This is a genomic window from Neobacillus citreus (genome assembly GCF_018343545.2).
Classification (GTDB): domain Bacteria; phylum Bacillota; class Bacilli; order Bacillales; family Cytobacillaceae; genus Neobacillus; species Neobacillus citreus.
Map to the genome: position 1 here is coordinate 17,874 of NZ_JAGYPE020000010.1, position 14,803 is coordinate 32,676.

Genomic DNA, 14,803 nt, shown 5'->3' on the forward strand with positions numbered 1-14,803 from the left:
ATGTGCAAACTCAATCTAACCTGACAAACGAAAGGATTTTTGGTGCGACCACTTACCAAAATACCCTTTGATATAAGTATGAGCAGATAATTGGAAACTACGCATGAAAGAGGAAAACTGCATAGATTGCCTATGATTCAGAAAGAGCACCTATTAAAATGATATTGAAGGTGGATTTGTAAGGAACTGCATTAGAGTTTTATGTCCTTGAACACAACCAGTGGGGCACCAAGGAAACCATTCCAAGTCGACCTCTACATAATTACGTAAAATATAAATTTGACGAAATTATCCTAGGAAGTTAAAATATAGTAGAGGTGTTATTATGGTAAATCCAGCAAAACAGCAAAATTTCAAAAAGCTTCAGGCAATGCTTAATGAACTCCCTTGGTATGTTGAAGAATACATAAATCATAAATTACGAAAACTTTCTACTGCATCGTTGTTCAACTATTGTCACGACTATAAAATCTTCTTTAACTGGATGATTACTGAGCAATTATGGTCCGGCAGCATAAAAGAAATTCCATTGGAACGTCTTGAGAAAATGACAGTCATTGAAGTCGAAGGATTTTTAAATTTTCTTCATTACGAATTAAATAACAAAGAATTAACCGTTAACCGTAAATTATCTGCGTTGAAATCACTTTTTAATTACCTGCAAAACATCGCGGAAACACCGGATTTGGAACCCTATATTAATCGTAATGTCATGGCAAAAATAGAGTTTAACGAAGTTAAGGAAAGTTTGGAAACAAAGGCAAATAAAATGGAAGGTAAAATTCTGCTTGGGGATGAATATGAGCGATTTCGTCTCTTTGTCGCTCATGAATACGGAGAAATCAATAAAGAAAACAAAAAAATCTTCAATTTTCATCAATTAAATAAAGAACGTGATACCGCGATTGTATCGTTGATTTTAGGTTCTGGATTACGTCTTTCTGAGCTAATTGGTTTAGATCTTGAAGATATTGATTTCAGTAAGTATAGTGCACGAGTAATTCGCAAAGGAAATAAAGAACAATTTGTATATTTTAGCCAAACGGCCATGGATGATTTACAGGAATACCTGGCAATCAGGATTCCTAAATACCATGTTGATAAAAATATGAAAGCATTATTTGTGGCTGCTCCGATAGGTCCAAAAGGCAAAACAAGAAGGCTAACAGCACGTTCAGTAGAAAAATTAATTGAAAAATATGCAACTGCGTTCGGTAAACCATCATTATCAGTTCATAAATTACGGCATTCATTTGCAACCAGATATCATGCGGAAATCAATGATGTGCCAAAATTACGCCGGCAATTAGGTCATTCATCGATTCAAACTACGATGATTTATACGCATATTAAGAATGATGACTTAAAGATTGCTGTTGATAAGATGGATATGCCGAAGGAACAAATAGATTAAAATGATAAGAAGGCTGTATTAAATAGCAGCCTCCCCCTTGTTTTATTTTAATTTACCAGTTTACATAATATATTTATAGTAAATTATTTTTATGATATCTCAATTCCAGAGTATACTTAAGATAGTGAGACGAAACAAAATTTTTAGTTATTATTTTTTCAGTAATTAATTTATTGATAAAAGATTCTTTGAATACGTACATTTACTCATATTTCTCTCCTGATTCGCAGCAGAAGTTAATAATTTGCAGCTAAATCACTTTAGCCCCCTAATAAATAATAAATTTGCGATAAAATTAACTTTATGTTTGAACTTATATTTTTGCTTATTGGTTTGCCTCTTCCCTAAAAATATCTAGCTAGTTTCATCTAAAAAACCAACAATTGTATAATTGTTGAGATCTTGCTTACCCATCAGCGATTTGAAAAATGCCCCCCTCCTCCCTCTTTGTGATAAACAATTGCAGGTTCTATAAATAGGTAGAAATCCTCAATTATTACAGAAAGCTGCTATTCTTCGGTAAAAGCAAATTCTTCAAAAAAATAATGTATACTTAAAACATTCAAAAAAAATATATTTATTGGGGATGATCCTGTGTTTAATCGCATTCTTGTAGCAATAGACGGTTCTAAAATGAGTGAAAAAGCATTACAAACTGCTTTAAAATTTGCTAAGGAAAGATATTCTAAAATTGGTGTTATCCACGTGGAGAAAAATGTGCAAATTGTCGATGGGATGCCAATAAAAACAATTGATAATATTTATGCTGCCCAAGAGACCAAGGGTCATGTTCTATTAAAACAAGCGGTTACTCTTGCAGAAGAAGAAGGTATTGAAATCGAAGTCCATTTTGTAATGGGGGAACCAGCTATTCAAATTGTCAAAAAGGCTGATGAATTTAACTATCAGCTGATTGTCATAGGAAGCAGAGGGTTGGGAAATATTAAAGGGTTAATGCTGGGAAGCGTCAGCCAGAAAGTTTCCCAGCTAGCGCATTGCCCTGTTTTAATTATTAAATAGTATAAAAAATGCTGCACAAAAACCGTCTTGTGCCAACAGTTCTTGATGATTCCCTCTGGTCTATTCCTGCTTCCCCCTCTGCCTACCCCCCTTTTAATAAGGGATAATAACGGGAGTCAGCTATCAAGTTATGTGGAAATTTAATAGAGCAATTAAATAAAAAAGAGCTGCCCCTAAAAGTTCACTTTTGGGACAGCCTCTTTTGGTTTTATTAAGCTTTACGAACGTTTGATGCTTGTGGTCCGCGGTTACCTTGCTCAACGTCAAAAGTAACTGATTGACCTTCATCTAATGTTTTGAAGCCTTCGCCTTGAATCGCTGAGAAATGTACGAATACGTCTTCTCCACCTTCACGTTCGATGAATCCGAAGCCTTTTTCGCCATTAAACCATTTTACTTTACCTTTTTCCATTGTGTTGCCTCCTAGTGTGTAAATACACACAATGTAATACTATCCTTGCTCTCAGTGATGATCAAGACGAAAAGTTCAAACTTATACCAATCATTTACACCGAACAAAAATAATTCTTTTTAATTATCGCATTCTTTGTAAAAAATTGCAAGAAGGCGAAAAATTTATCATATTGTTAGACTGTTTGAACTGACTATTTCTTTAATATAATCATTGCGGTGTATTTTGTATCTGGATAAACCCCATATTCTGTATGTGTGCTTACAGCAAGAGGAACAGAATTGTATTTAACATCTATCAGCTTACCTTCCTCTAATGTACCAAGAAAATCATTAACAACCCGTATAAGTTCTGCAAAGTCAGTACTTTGAAAACCTTTTGCCTCGTACATTTGTTCTACCTCCCTTTAAAGAAATTTCTACAATATACTTTAATCAGCATAAGAAAAAATCCCTTTTAAACAAAAGGGGTTTCTTATAGATTAGGCGTAAAAGTTAAACTTTGAAATAAAGCATTTATCCTACCTTGTTATTTATTAAATCTATTGCTTGATTTTCAGTTATACCTCTAATTAAACCAAGTTCACTGATAAAAATCCTTCGTGCACTCTCCAGCATCTGCTTTTCGCTTGAATTAAGCGATTTATTTTTGTTTATTCTCATTAAGTCCCGTACAACTTCTGCGCCTTCTTGGATATTACCTGATTTAAGTTTTTCCAAATTAATTTTGTATCTTTCTTTCATCGAAAGGGTTGTATCGGTTACACCATGATAAAAAATGTCCAATACGTTTTCAAGTGTAATCAAATCGGTAGCTAAACGAATTCTTGATTTTTCTACTTTTGCGATAGGGATCATGACTTGCATTTTATTGATTCGCATATTTATTATATAATACTGCTGTTTTTCACCTTGAATTTCCTTTACTTCTATTGCTTCAATAACTCCTGCTCCCTGCATTGGATAAACGATGCAATCACCAACTTGAAACAACTAACCACCTCCAAATTAAGTACATCTTAAGTATACCATACGAATTCAAAATAACAAAATTTTTAATTATATCATCTATTTTTAGTCACTGTCAACACTTTTCCCCTGATCTGTTAGTAAAAAAAACAATGGACTTGATGCCCATTGTTCGTTGTTTAGTATTTTGAATTAATGATTATTTTCCATTTCTATAATCAAATTTTCAATTTGTTCTTGTGAAAGCTTTTCACGTTCAATTTCAACATCGTTACCGTAGCCAATCAAAACTAGATCATCATGATTTGATAATGGTTTTCTTCCTCTTGGAACAGATTCTGTGTATTTTTTCCATTCACCATTAATCTTAGCGAGTGATACATCGCCTCTTTTCATCATCAAGCCATCTATACTTTTCGGCATCTTTAAACCTTTAATAAATTGTTTTTTTGAGAAATAAAAATCTTCTTCCATTTTTTCATCTCCTTAGTGTTAATAGTATATGTCAATTACGCCATAAACCATTTATGAATATTTATCTTTTCCGCGTTTACCTCCCATTGAAATAAGCTACAAAAGTTTCAATCCATTTGCCGACAATAAATAGATTGCCGGCTATTTCAATCTAATTGCACAAAAAAAGCGCTAAGGGCTGCTTCACTAGGAAAGCAGTTCTTAGCGCTTTTTTGTAAATTTATCCTGCATTTTTCATACGTCCACCAGAAAACTGACTATTATATAAATCAGCATAGAACCCGTCTTTCTCCAACAATTCCTGATGATTTCCCTTTTCAATGACTCGGCCATTGTTCATGACTAGAATAATATCTGCGTCTCGGATCGTTGATAGTCGGTGGGCTATGATAAAGCTTGTGCGTCCCTTCATCAGATGATCCATCGCCTTTTGAATCTGGACTTCGGTCCGTGTATCAACGCTGCTTGTAGCCTCGTCAAGGATTAACATCGCCGGATCTGCAAGAATCGCCCTAGCAATCGTTAATAGCTGCTTTTGCCCCTGAGAAATATTCGAAGCTTCCTCATTTAAGATGGTATCATAGCCGTCAGGCAATGTGCGGATAAAGTGGTCTGCATTAGCAGCTTGTGCAGCAGCAACAATTTCCTCTTCTGTTGCTCCATCCCTTCCATATGCGATGTTGTCACGAATTGTGCTGTTAAAGAGCCATGTATCCTGCAGCACCATTCCAAATAAGCCGCGCAGGTGCTCTCTCTTCATATCCCGTGTATCGATTCCATCAATCAAAATTTTACCGGAATTGATTTCGTAAAAACGCATTAATAGATTAATTAGTGTTGTTTTACCCGCTCCGGTCGGACCAACGATGGCAACCTTTTGCCCAGGTCTTACTTCAATGTTCATATCCTCGATTAATAATTCATTTTCTTTATATCCGAAAGAAACATCCTCGAATTTCACCTCGCCTTTTGGATCAGCTAGCTTTTTTGCTGTGGCAGTTTCCGGAATCTCCTCTGTTTCATCAAGGATTTCAAACACCCGCTCTGCACTGGCCGCCGTTGACTGAATCACGTTGGCAATCATCGCGGTCTGGGTAATCGGTTGGGAAAATTGTCTGGCATATTGGATAAATGCCTGAATATCGCCAATCTCAATCGCTTTTTTTGTGACCAATATTCCGCCTGCCACAGATACAAGTACATAACCGATGTTATTGATAAACGACATGAATGGCATAATCAACCCAGACATAAATTGCGCCCTCCAGCCAGCTTGATAAAGTCTTTCATTGATTTCTTCAAATTGATCCATAGACTTTTGCTCGCGGCCAAATACTTTAATAATCTTATGGCCGGTATACATTTCTTCAACATGTCCGTTTAGCTGGCCAAGCGCCTTTTGCTGTCCCTTGAAATAGGCTTGTGAACGTTTGGCAATATTTGCTGTCGCAATAAAACTAAGCGGCAGTGTCACCACCACGATCAATGTCATTAGCGGACTAATCGAAAGCATCATCACAATTACACCAATTAAGGTAACCACTGAGGTAATCAGCTGGGTTAAGCTTTGCTGCAAGGTGGTGCTGATGTTATCGACATCATTTACTGCCCGGCTAAGGATTTCACCATGGGTGCGTGCATCAAAATATTTTAATGGCAGTCGGTTTAGCTTTTCTTCTACTTCTTTACGAAGCTGGTAAACTGTTTTTTGTGCCACTCCCGCCATAATATATTGCTGAATGTATGCAAAAACAGCACTTAAAATATAGAGCCCAATTAATAATAAAATGATATGCCCGATGTATTCAAAATCAATTTTTGCACCAGGTACACCTCTAAACTTCATCATTAAGCCTTCAAACAACTTGGTTGTCGCTTTCCCCATGATTTTTGGACTGACTATGGCAAAAATAGTACTGATGATGGCCGTGATGAGAACCGCTATAAGCTGCATTTTATATGGCATTAAATAGGTAATTAACCGCTTCAGTGTTCCTTTAAAATCCTTTGCTTTTTGAACTGGGGCACCCATTCCCATAGGACCAAATCCGCCGCCTGGTCCCCGAGGACCCGGTCCTTGTTGAGGTCTATGATTCTGTGAATCTTTACTCATGCAATTTCCTCCTCAGAAAGCTGAGACATGACAATTTCACGATAAACTTTGCTGGTTTCCATCAACTCTTTATGTTTACCAATTCCAGCAATCTCGCCATTATCAAGGACGATAATCTGGTCCGCATCGATGATGGTGCTGACGCGCTGGGCAACAATTAATACTGTAGATTGCTGGGTTTGTTCTTTTAATGCCGCCCGAAGCATGGCATCTGTTTTAAAATCTAAAGCGGAAAAGCTGTCATCAAAAATAAAGATTTCCGGTCTTCGGACAAGCGCACGTGCAATGGATAAACGCTGTTTCTGCCCGCCCGAAACATTTGTTCCTCCTTGGGCAATCAGCGTGTTGTAGCCTTCAGGCATTTCGTTAATAAACTCTGCCGCTTGGGCAATTTCAGCGGCATGCCGCACTTCTTCATCCGATGCCTCTTCTTTGCCGTATAGTATATTTTCCGAAATAGTTCCAGTAAAAAGAACGGCTTGCTGCGGGACAAAGCCAATTTTTTTGCGAAGTAATTCCTGAGTCATTTCTCGTACATCTGTTCCATCAACCAACACTTTGCCGCTGCCGGCGTCATAAAAGCGAGGAATCAAATTGATAAGCGTTGATTTACCTGAGCCGGTTCCGCCGATAATCGCGGTGATTTCACCTGGCCTCATTTTAAAAGAAATATTCGAAATAGCAGGCATTTCAGCTCCTGGATAGGAAAAGCTGACATTTTGAAATTCAACCTCCCCATTGCTGCTTACTGGGAGACGGGGAGTTGAGGGATTTTTAATATCAGCCGTTGTATCTAGCACCTCAATAATTCTTACTGCTGATACAGAAGCTCTTGGAATCATCACAAACATCATCGATAACATCAGGAAGGAGAACATGATTTGCATCGCGTATTGGATAAAGGCCATCATGTCTCCCACTTCCATGTGCCCATTACTGATGCGGATGCCGCCAAACCAGATAATCGCTACTGTAGTCAGGTTTAGGATAATCATCATCGTCGGCATCATGACGGCCATCAGTTTATTGACCTTTATCGCGGTTTGGGTAAGATCCCAGCTGGCTTCGTCAAATCGCTTCTTCTCATGCTCGATTCGGTTAAAGGAACGAATCACACGAATTCCAGTTAAATTTTCCCGTAAAACGCGGTTTAGGTTATCTAGTTTTACCTGCATCGCTTTAAATAATGGAATGGCATTTCTTTGTACAATTAAGATAATGATAATTAATATGGGAATCGCCACAGCGAGAACTAAAGAAAGTTTGGTGTCTTTGGATAAAGCCATGATGATTCCGCCGATGCACATCATTGGAGCCATGACCATCATTCGGAGCATCATGATTAACACCTGCTGTATTTGCGTAATATCGTTTGTTGTTCTCGTGATGAGTGATGCTGTTCCAAATTGATCAAATTCCTGTAAGGAAAAATCGCCGACATGGGAAAAGATTTTACTTCGCAATAATTTTCCGAAACCTGAAGCGGCTTTGGCGGAAAAAAAGCTGGCACTGACAGAGCAAATCATGCCGCCTGCCGCGACGAGGAGCATGAACCCGCCAATTTTCCAAATATAATGTGTATCGCCGGTTACTACTCCCTTATCAACGATATCGGCCATTAATGTCGGCAGATACAGTTCAGACAAGGATTGCAGAAGCACTAATACCAAAACAAACATAACAGGGAACTGAAATGGTTTTAGGAATTTTGCTAATTTAAGCATTTTGGACATCTCCATTCCTTATTGACGATAGGTTTGCTCGAAATAGTTAAAAACTTTATTGAGAAGCTCAGCAAGCTTCTCACTGTCGTCCTCCCCTAAATAATCAATTAAACCTGCAAAGGTTTCGGTAAAAGCTTTTTTAGCCTCGTTAGTTACTTCGATGCCTCTATCTGTAAGGTGAATATTGACAGCGCGCCTATCAGTCGGATCAATGTTCCGTTCAACAAGACTGTCCTTTTCTAGCTTGTTAATAATCTGTGTGACAGTTGGCGATGTAACCCTAAGAATACTGCTAATCTCAGAAACCTTCATATCCGGTTTCTCCTCGTTTGTTTCATGCCTTATTGCCATAAGAACCTTGATTTCACTGGGATTATAACCGGCTATTTGCCGATCATGCCATCCGGACTTTCGAAACTGTGAAAATGCCCTCAGAAGTTTTTGCGTGGTATTTGCATTATAATCTGTCATTTTTTCCACCTCCTACAAAATAGATAGGTTACTAATTTATTTACCAACCTAAGTATAATTCGTATACAATTTTTCGGTCAATCAAAAAACACAGGGGTTTCCTGTGTTTTTATCCTAAACCTCTTCTTTTTTTACTTCTACCTTAACTAATTTCCATTTTCCATCTGAGTAGGACCAGATAGACTCCACAAATGCAATGGTATCTGCATTCGCAATTCCGGTAACTCTTTGAATACCTTTTAACCCCAATTTTCCCCCATCTAATTGGATAGGTTCAAGACTGTTAAAAGGATTCACCATTAATTCGGTTGGTTCATTCAGTTTTCCTTTTCGATAAAGCCCCATTTTTTTATAATAATCCTTTCGATCTCTTAGGTCGAAAAGATAGGATTTACCTGTAGCGATAATTTTGATTTCTGCTTTATAGCCATCTAAAAAATGAGTTTCCATATCAAGAGGCTCAGAGGCTGTTAGATCTTTTTTTTGAAAATCTTTAAGCGTAAATAAAAATGTATCGACGATACCGCCGCTGCCGCCAGTATATACAGTGGCAAATACATCCTTAACACCATCATGATTAATATCCGCCAGCTGCAGTGCTGCTTTTGCTCCACTTTCCAATGGAATTGTCGTATTTTTCCCATTTGAAGTATTTATTTCGATGAAAATTTCTTTTAGGTAACTATTTTCATCATCCTGGTAGGGTTCCCCCTTTAATTGGATAACCTCGTTTTTTCCATCACCTGTGATATCTTCTTCCTCTTTCGATATCGTAATCACTTTTGCTTTTTCTTCAATGGCATAAACAACTGTAATGGCAGAAAGCGAAACCATAAAAAAAGCAAAAACAGCTAAAAGCGTTTCTTTTTTCATTTTAATCCCTCCCCATACTGATTATTAGTTAGTATGCCCAAGAATGGAAAAAAGATGAAAAAAGGAACCCTCTTTTTTAAGAGGGTCCTTATGAAAATCTTATTCAGCTGGGATTTCTTTACCTTCGACCTTCCAAACTCTTGTCACCTTTCCATTTACTCCTTCATCTAGAATGAAAGAGCCATTGGAGTAGCGGTCACTAAATTTTATGTCTGAAGTTTTTATTGTCTCAATATAGCCTTTTTCTGTCAGTATAAATATTTCATCCTGATCCTTAGCAGCAACATAGCCCATTATTCGGTGAGGATTGGCTTTTAGTTCACGAAGAATCACAACGCCCCTTTTTGCTCGGGATGCTTTATCAAATTCACGTAGTTTCATTCGTTTCAATGCACCGCGCTGGGTGGCCACGACAATGGATTCGGTACTGTTTGGATCAAGCACCTGACCGCCAACCACGTAATCGCCATCTTTCAGATTTATTCCTTTCACCCCGGCGGCCCGCTGTCCAACAATGCTTACTTCTTCCTCGTCAAACCATAAGGCATAACCTAAATGTGATACCAGGAATATTTCCTTTGTACCATCTGTTAAATGGACATCAATTACCTGATCATTATCTTTCAGATTCACGCCCACCAGCGGTTTGGAATAGCGCTGGGCATGATATTGCTTTAGTTCGGTTTTCTTAACCATACCGTTTCTGGTGATAAAGACAAGGAACGCGTTTGTCTCAAAATCCTTTACTGGTATGGCTTGGACAATATCTTCATCGCGGTCAATTGGAATAATGTTCGCGATGTGCTGACCCATGTCCTTCCAGCGGATATCAGGAAGTTCATGAACTGGGCAATATAAGTAATTCCCTTTATTCGTGAATAGGAGCAGAACATCCTGGGTATTCATATCAAGCTGAGCTAAGATTCGGTCTGATTCCTTCATGGCAAAATCCTGACCGTTGGAAGCGGCATAAGAACGCTGGCTTGTCCGTTTGACATAGCCATGTTCAGTAACCGTCACAATGACATCTTCACTCGGCACCATAACTTCTAGGTTGATTTTCAGCTCTTGAATTTCTGCTTCAATTTTCGAACGGCGTTCATCAGCAAAGCGTTTTTTCACTTCTTTTAACTCTTTTTTAATAACGGAAAGAAGCTTTTTCTCGCTTTCTAATATGCTAGTCAGTTCTTCGATTTTTTTGGCCAATTCTTCTGCTTCATTTCTTAAAGCCGTAATGTCGGTATTTGTTAAGCGATAAAGCTGTAAAGAGACAATTGCTTCTGACTGAAGCTCTGTGAACGCGTATTTCGCAATTAAGTTATCTTTTGCATCACGCTTATCTTTTGATGCCCGAATCGTAGCGATCACTTCATCAAGTATGGATAAGGCCTTCATTAAGCCTTCAACAATATGCTGACGGTCTCTTGCTTTGTTTAAATCAAATGTTGTTCTTCTTGTCACGACTTCTTTTTGATGTTGAATATAGGCGTCCAGCAGTTCGCGAAGCCCCATTTGTTTTGGCCGTCTATTATGGATGGCGACCATGTTAAAGCTGTAGGAAATTTGCAGGTCGCTGTTTTTATATAAATAGTTCAAAACTCCTGCTGCATCGGCATCTTTTTTAAGTTCTATGACGATTCTAAGGCCGGTTCGGTCTGTTTCATCACGAACTTCTGAGATTCCTTCGACTTTCCGGTCGAGGCGGAATTCATCGATTTTTTTCACGAGATTGGCTTTATTGATCTCGTATGGAATTTCTGTGACTACGATTTGCTGTCGGCCGCCGCGGACATCTTCAATTTCCGCTTTCCCGCGAACGATGGTTTTTCCTTTACCAGTTTCATAAGCTTTTTTAATCCCGTCGATCCCTTGGATAATTCCGCCGGTTGGAAAATCCGGTCCTTTTATTACTGTCATTAATTCATCGACCGTGATGGCTGGGTTATCCATTTGCATGATGACACCGTCAATGACCTCACCCAGGTGGTGCGGCGGAATATCAGTCGCATAACCGGCTGAAATCCCTGTTGATCCGTTTACGAGCAGGTTCGGGAACGCTGCCGGCAAAACGGTTGGTTCCTTAGATGTATCATCAAAGTTAGGAATCAAATCAACAGTATCTTTTTCGATATCACGCAATAGTTCAGCAGCAATTGCCGAAAGCCGCGCCTCAGTATAACGCATCGCTGCCGGTGGATCCCCGTCAACACTACCGTTATTTCCATGCATTTCTACCAGGACATTTCGAACCTTCCAGTCCTGGCTCATCCGCACCATCGCTTCATAAACAGACGAATCGCCATGAGGGTGGTAGTTACCAATAACATTACCAACGGTTTTGGCGGCTTTCCGGAAGCCTTTGTCATGGGTATTGCCCTCGACATGCATGGCATATAAAATTCTTCTCTGAACCGGCTTTAAACCGTCTCTAGCATCTGGCAAAGCGCGGTCCTGAATAATGTATTTACTATAGCGGCCAAAACGGTCGCCAAGGACGTCCTCTAGAGGTAAGTCGCGGAATTTTTCACTTGCACTCATCCTTCAACCCCCTCATCTGCAACAGAGATATTTTCATTTTCTAAAATCGTATCGTCTTCTTCCAATCCGAACGCGACGTTACTTTCAATCCATTTGCGGCGCGGTTCAACTTTATCGCCCATTAGCGTGGTGATCCGGCGTTCTGCACGAGCAGCATCGTCAATTTTCACACGAATCAGGGTCCTAGTTTCTGGGTCCATCGTTGTTTCCCAAAGCTGGTCGGCATTCATTTCGCCAAGACCTTTATAACGCTGAATAATATAACCTCTGCCAACCTTTTTGATGGCTGTCTGCAGTTCATCTTCATTCCAGGCATACTCGATGATTTCTTTCTTGCCTGTGCCGCGGCTGACTTTAAAGAGCGGCGGAAGGGCGATGAACACTCGGCCCGCTTCTACAAGCGGCTTCATATAGCGGTAAAAGAACGTCAGCAAAAGAACCTGGATATGCGCTCCGTCCGTATCAGCGTCTGTCATAATAATGATTTTGTCGTAGTTGATATCTTCAATATTGAAATCAGAACCGACTCCGCCGCCAATAGCATAAATAATCGTGTTAATCTCTTCATTCTTAAAAATGTCGGAAAGCTTGGCCTTTTCTGTGTTAATAACCTTACCTCTTAACGGCAATACAGCCTGGAAACGGCGGTCGCGGCCTTGCTTTGCTGATCCCCCGGCGGAATCACCCTCCACCAAGTAGAGTTCATTTTTTTGCGGGTTGCGTGATTGGGCAGGTGTCAATTTCCCTGACAATACTGTTTCAGTGCGCTTGCGCTTTTTCCCGCTTCGGGCATCTTCACGCGCTTTTCTGGCCGCTTCCCGTGCCTGATAGGCTTTAATCGACTTTTTAACAAGCAGGGAACTGATGTCCGGATTTTCTTCCAAAAAGTAAGAAAGATGCTCGGAAACAACAGAATCAACAGCCGACCGTGCTTCGCTTGTCCCTAATTTCCCTTTTGTCTGACCCTCAAATTGCAATAGCTCTTCAGGGATACGAACGGAAACAATCGCGGATAATCCTTCACGAATATCGGCACCATCAAGATTTTTATCCTTTTCCTTCAGCAAACCAACCTTGCGCGCATAATCGTTGAATACCCTCGTCATCGCTGTTTTAGCACCAACCTCGTGGGTACCGCCATCCTTTGTGCGGACATTGTTGACGAATGACAGAACATTTTCAGAATAGCCATCATTAAATTGGAAGGCGAAATCGACTTCAATGCCATTATGCGTGCCTTCAAAGCTGAATACAGGATGAAGAGAATCCTTCTCCTCGTTTAAATAGGCAACAAAAGCCTCTATTCCATTTTCGTAATGGAAAACCTCATGAAGATTGTTTCGATCATCGATGATTTCTATTTTTAAGCCTTTTAATAAAAAGGCAGATTCTCGTAATCGTTCACCCAATGTTTCAAAATTATAAGTGGTAGTCGAAAAGATTGTGGTGTCAGGCTTAAAATGGATCGTTGTTCCGCTTTGGTTGGTTTTGCCGATCTTTTCGAGTGTTGTAACAGGCTTACCGCCATTCTCAAAACGCTGTTCATAAACAAAGCCGTCTCTCTTAATGGTTACGATTAACCATTCTGACAATGCATTAACGACAGAAGCACCAACACCGTGTAAACCGCCGCTTGTTTTATATCCGCCTTGGCCGAATTTTCCCCCGGCATGCAGTACTGTTAAGATTACCTCCGGTGTCGGTTTCCCCATTTTATGCATACCCGTCGGCATCCCGCGGCCTTTATCGACGACACTGATCGAATTATCTTTGTGTATTTTGACAATGATGTGTTCACCGAAGCCTGCAAGCGCTTCATCGACAGCGTTATCGACAATCTCATAGACGAGATGATGCAGTCCTCGTGAATCGGTGCTGCCAATGTACATTCCAGGACGCTTTCTGACTGCTTCTAGTCCCTCTAGTACCTGTATGGCATCATCATTGTATTCAAAAGCTTGTTGATTTCTTGCCACTAAAAATACCCCTTTCATCCCTACAAAAAGAAAACAATTCTAAAAACACATTCCTGCTATCTATAAAAAATGTATTTTTCTTTCCGTAAACAATAATAGAACAAACGTTTCATTACTTAATTTTACCATAAGTTCATTTGGCGTCTATGCTTTATTTTAGCGATTTATTTCGATTTAGCAAATAAGTAATTTTAAACAATCGTCTTTCGAACGGTTAATTCCCCTATATTTTGGACAGAAAAAATAAAAAGCTGCCAGTATCGTTAGCAGCTTTTTTTCATGTTATCTTGATCTTGTTAAAGCATGGATAACCTTAATGCAGCGGTCCATAATGACGGTGTAGCCCTTTTCCTTTAAAAATTGATAGGCTTCTTCATTCTCGAGTCCTTGCTGGGCCCAAAATACGTCGGCATCGATTTCAACAAATTCCTTTGCCACATCGAATAATTGTTCGGAGCGGCGGAAAACATTGACAATATCTACATGGCCCTCAATATCCTTTAATGATTTTACAGCCTTTACACCGAGCACCTCATCGATTGTCGGGTTTACGGGGATGATCTCGTATCCCGCCTTTTGCATGACCTCGGACACTTGATAAGAAGTCCTGTCAGGTTTATCGCTTAAACCTACCACAGCAATCCTTTTCGCTTTTTTTAATATAGCACCCATTTCTTCAAGGCTTGGATATTCTACTGCCATTACCTTCACTCCTACAAACTTTGTTTTTCTTATTGTATCTTAATTTACTATAATTATAAAGAAAACTCGCCGATTGGCGAGCCCCTAAGAGCAAAGACAGAGGCGTAGTTGCACTTAT

13 protein-coding genes are annotated in these 14,803 nt (G+C 39.5%); 2 read left to right on the top strand and 11 right to left on the bottom strand.

The window, feature by feature from the left end:
* Nucleotides 1-325 precede the first annotated feature (325 nt).
* Both xerS and KHB02_RS07800 read left to right on the top strand, forming a co-directional pair.
* Nucleotides 326-1,414 carry a tyrosine recombinase XerS gene (gene xerS / locus KHB02_RS07795; RefSeq protein ID WP_213140072.1) on the top strand — a complete coding sequence of 363 codons (1,089 nt, stop codon included), beginning with the start codon at nt 326-328 and terminating at the stop codon, nt 1,412-1,414.
* A gap of 594 nt (nt 1,415-2,008) precedes the next feature.
* Entirely contained in the window at nt 2,009-2,434 is a 426-nt protein-coding gene (locus KHB02_RS07800; protein ID WP_213140073.1) for a universal stress protein, read from the top strand.
* A gap of 211 nt (nt 2,435-2,645) precedes the next feature.
* On the opposite strand, the gene KHB02_RS07805 is transcribed toward KHB02_RS07800, so the two are convergent.
* From KHB02_RS07805 to KHB02_RS07855, 11 genes are all read right to left on the bottom strand, one after another.
* Nucleotides 2,646-2,846, bottom strand: a complete 201-nt coding sequence (locus tag KHB02_RS07805) for a cold-shock protein (protein ID WP_213115665.1) — start codon at nt 2,844-2,846, stop codon at nt 2,646-2,648.
* A 193-nt stretch (nt 2,847-3,039) separates the two neighbouring features.
* Nucleotides 3,040-3,237, bottom strand: a complete 198-nt coding sequence (locus KHB02_RS07810; RefSeq protein ID WP_213140074.1) for a sporulation protein Cse60 — start codon at nt 3,235-3,237, stop codon at nt 3,040-3,042.
* A gap of 124 nt (nt 3,238-3,361) precedes the next feature.
* Entirely contained in the window at nt 3,362-3,838 is a 477-nt protein-coding gene (locus KHB02_RS07815; protein ID WP_213140075.1) for a CarD family transcriptional regulator, read from the bottom strand.
* A gap of 168 nt (nt 3,839-4,006) precedes the next feature.
* Nucleotides 4,007-4,288: a hypothetical protein gene (locus KHB02_RS07820; RefSeq protein WP_213140076.1), complete on the bottom strand. Its 282-nt coding sequence runs from the start codon at nt 4,286-4,288 to the stop codon at nt 4,007-4,009.
* A 220-nt stretch (nt 4,289-4,508) separates the two neighbouring features.
* Nucleotides 4,509-6,401 (bottom strand): ABC transporter ATP-binding protein, encoded by a 1,893-nt coding sequence (locus KHB02_RS07825; RefSeq protein WP_213140077.1) that lies wholly within the window; start codon nt 6,399-6,401, stop codon nt 4,509-4,511.
* On the bottom strand, nt 6,398-8,125 hold the full coding sequence (locus KHB02_RS07830) for an ABC transporter ATP-binding protein (RefSeq protein WP_213140078.1): 1,728 nt from the start codon (nt 8,123-8,125) through the stop codon (nt 6,398-6,400). The genes KHB02_RS07825 and KHB02_RS07830 overlap by 4 nt, the downstream gene beginning before the upstream one ends.
* 18 nt (nt 8,126-8,143) lie before the next feature.
* Nucleotides 8,144-8,596 (bottom strand): MarR family winged helix-turn-helix transcriptional regulator, encoded by a 453-nt coding sequence (locus KHB02_RS07835; protein WP_213140079.1) that lies wholly within the window; start codon nt 8,594-8,596, stop codon nt 8,144-8,146.
* 114 nt (nt 8,597-8,710) lie between these two features.
* On the bottom strand, nt 8,711-9,469 hold the full coding sequence (locus KHB02_RS07840) for a hypothetical protein (protein WP_213140080.1): 759 nt from the start codon (nt 9,467-9,469) through the stop codon (nt 8,711-8,713).
* Between the two features lie 99 nt (nt 9,470-9,568).
* Complete coding sequence (parC, locus tag KHB02_RS07845; protein WP_213140081.1) at nt 9,569-12,007, bottom strand: DNA topoisomerase IV subunit A; 2,439 nt, start codon at nt 12,005-12,007, stop codon at nt 9,569-9,571.
* Nucleotides 12,004-13,983, bottom strand: a complete 1,980-nt coding sequence (gene parE / locus KHB02_RS07850) for a DNA topoisomerase IV subunit B (RefSeq protein WP_213140082.1) — start codon at nt 13,981-13,983, stop codon at nt 12,004-12,006. Before parE ends, parC begins: the two co-directional genes overlap by 4 nt.
* Before the next feature lie 282 nt (nt 13,984-14,265).
* Complete coding sequence (locus KHB02_RS07855; RefSeq protein WP_213140083.1) at nt 14,266-14,685, bottom strand: CoA-binding protein; 420 nt, start codon at nt 14,683-14,685, stop codon at nt 14,266-14,268.
* Nucleotides 14,686-14,803 lie beyond the last annotated feature (118 nt).

Bases quoted from the DNA above. Each gene is read 5' to 3' on its own strand.
- KHB02_RS07830 (WP_213140078.1), bottom strand. From the start codon at position 8,125: ATGCTTAAATTAGCAAAATTCCTAAAACCATTTCAGTTCCCTGTTATG.
- KHB02_RS07835 (WP_213140079.1), bottom strand. From the start codon at position 8,596: ATGACAGATTATAATGCAAATACCACGCAAAAACTTCTGAGGGCATTT.
- xerS (WP_213140072.1), top strand. From the start codon at position 326: ATGGTAAATCCAGCAAAACAGCAAAATTTCAAAAAGCTTCAGGCAATG.
- KHB02_RS07820 (WP_213140076.1), bottom strand. From the start codon at position 4,288: ATGGAAGAAGATTTTTATTTCTCAAAAAAACAATTTATTAAAGGTTTA.
- KHB02_RS07855 (WP_213140083.1), bottom strand. From the start codon at position 14,685: ATGGCAGTAGAATATCCAAGCCTTGAAGAAATGGGTGCTATATTAAAA.
- KHB02_RS07840 (WP_213140080.1), bottom strand. From the start codon at position 9,469: ATGAAAAAAGAAACGCTTTTAGCTGTTTTTGCTTTTTTTATGGTTTCG.
- KHB02_RS07810 (WP_213140074.1), bottom strand. From the start codon at position 3,237: ATGTACGAGGCAAAAGGTTTTCAAAGTACTGACTTTGCAGAACTTATA.
- KHB02_RS07825 (WP_213140077.1), bottom strand. From the start codon at position 6,401: ATGAGTAAAGATTCACAGAATCATAGACCTCAACAAGGACCGGGTCCT.
- parC (WP_213140081.1), bottom strand. From the start codon at position 12,007: ATGAGTGCAAGTGAAAAATTCCGCGACTTACCTCTAGAGGACGTCCTT.
- KHB02_RS07805 (WP_213115665.1), bottom strand. From the start codon at position 2,846: ATGGAAAAAGGTAAAGTAAAATGGTTTAATGGCGAAAAAGGCTTCGGA.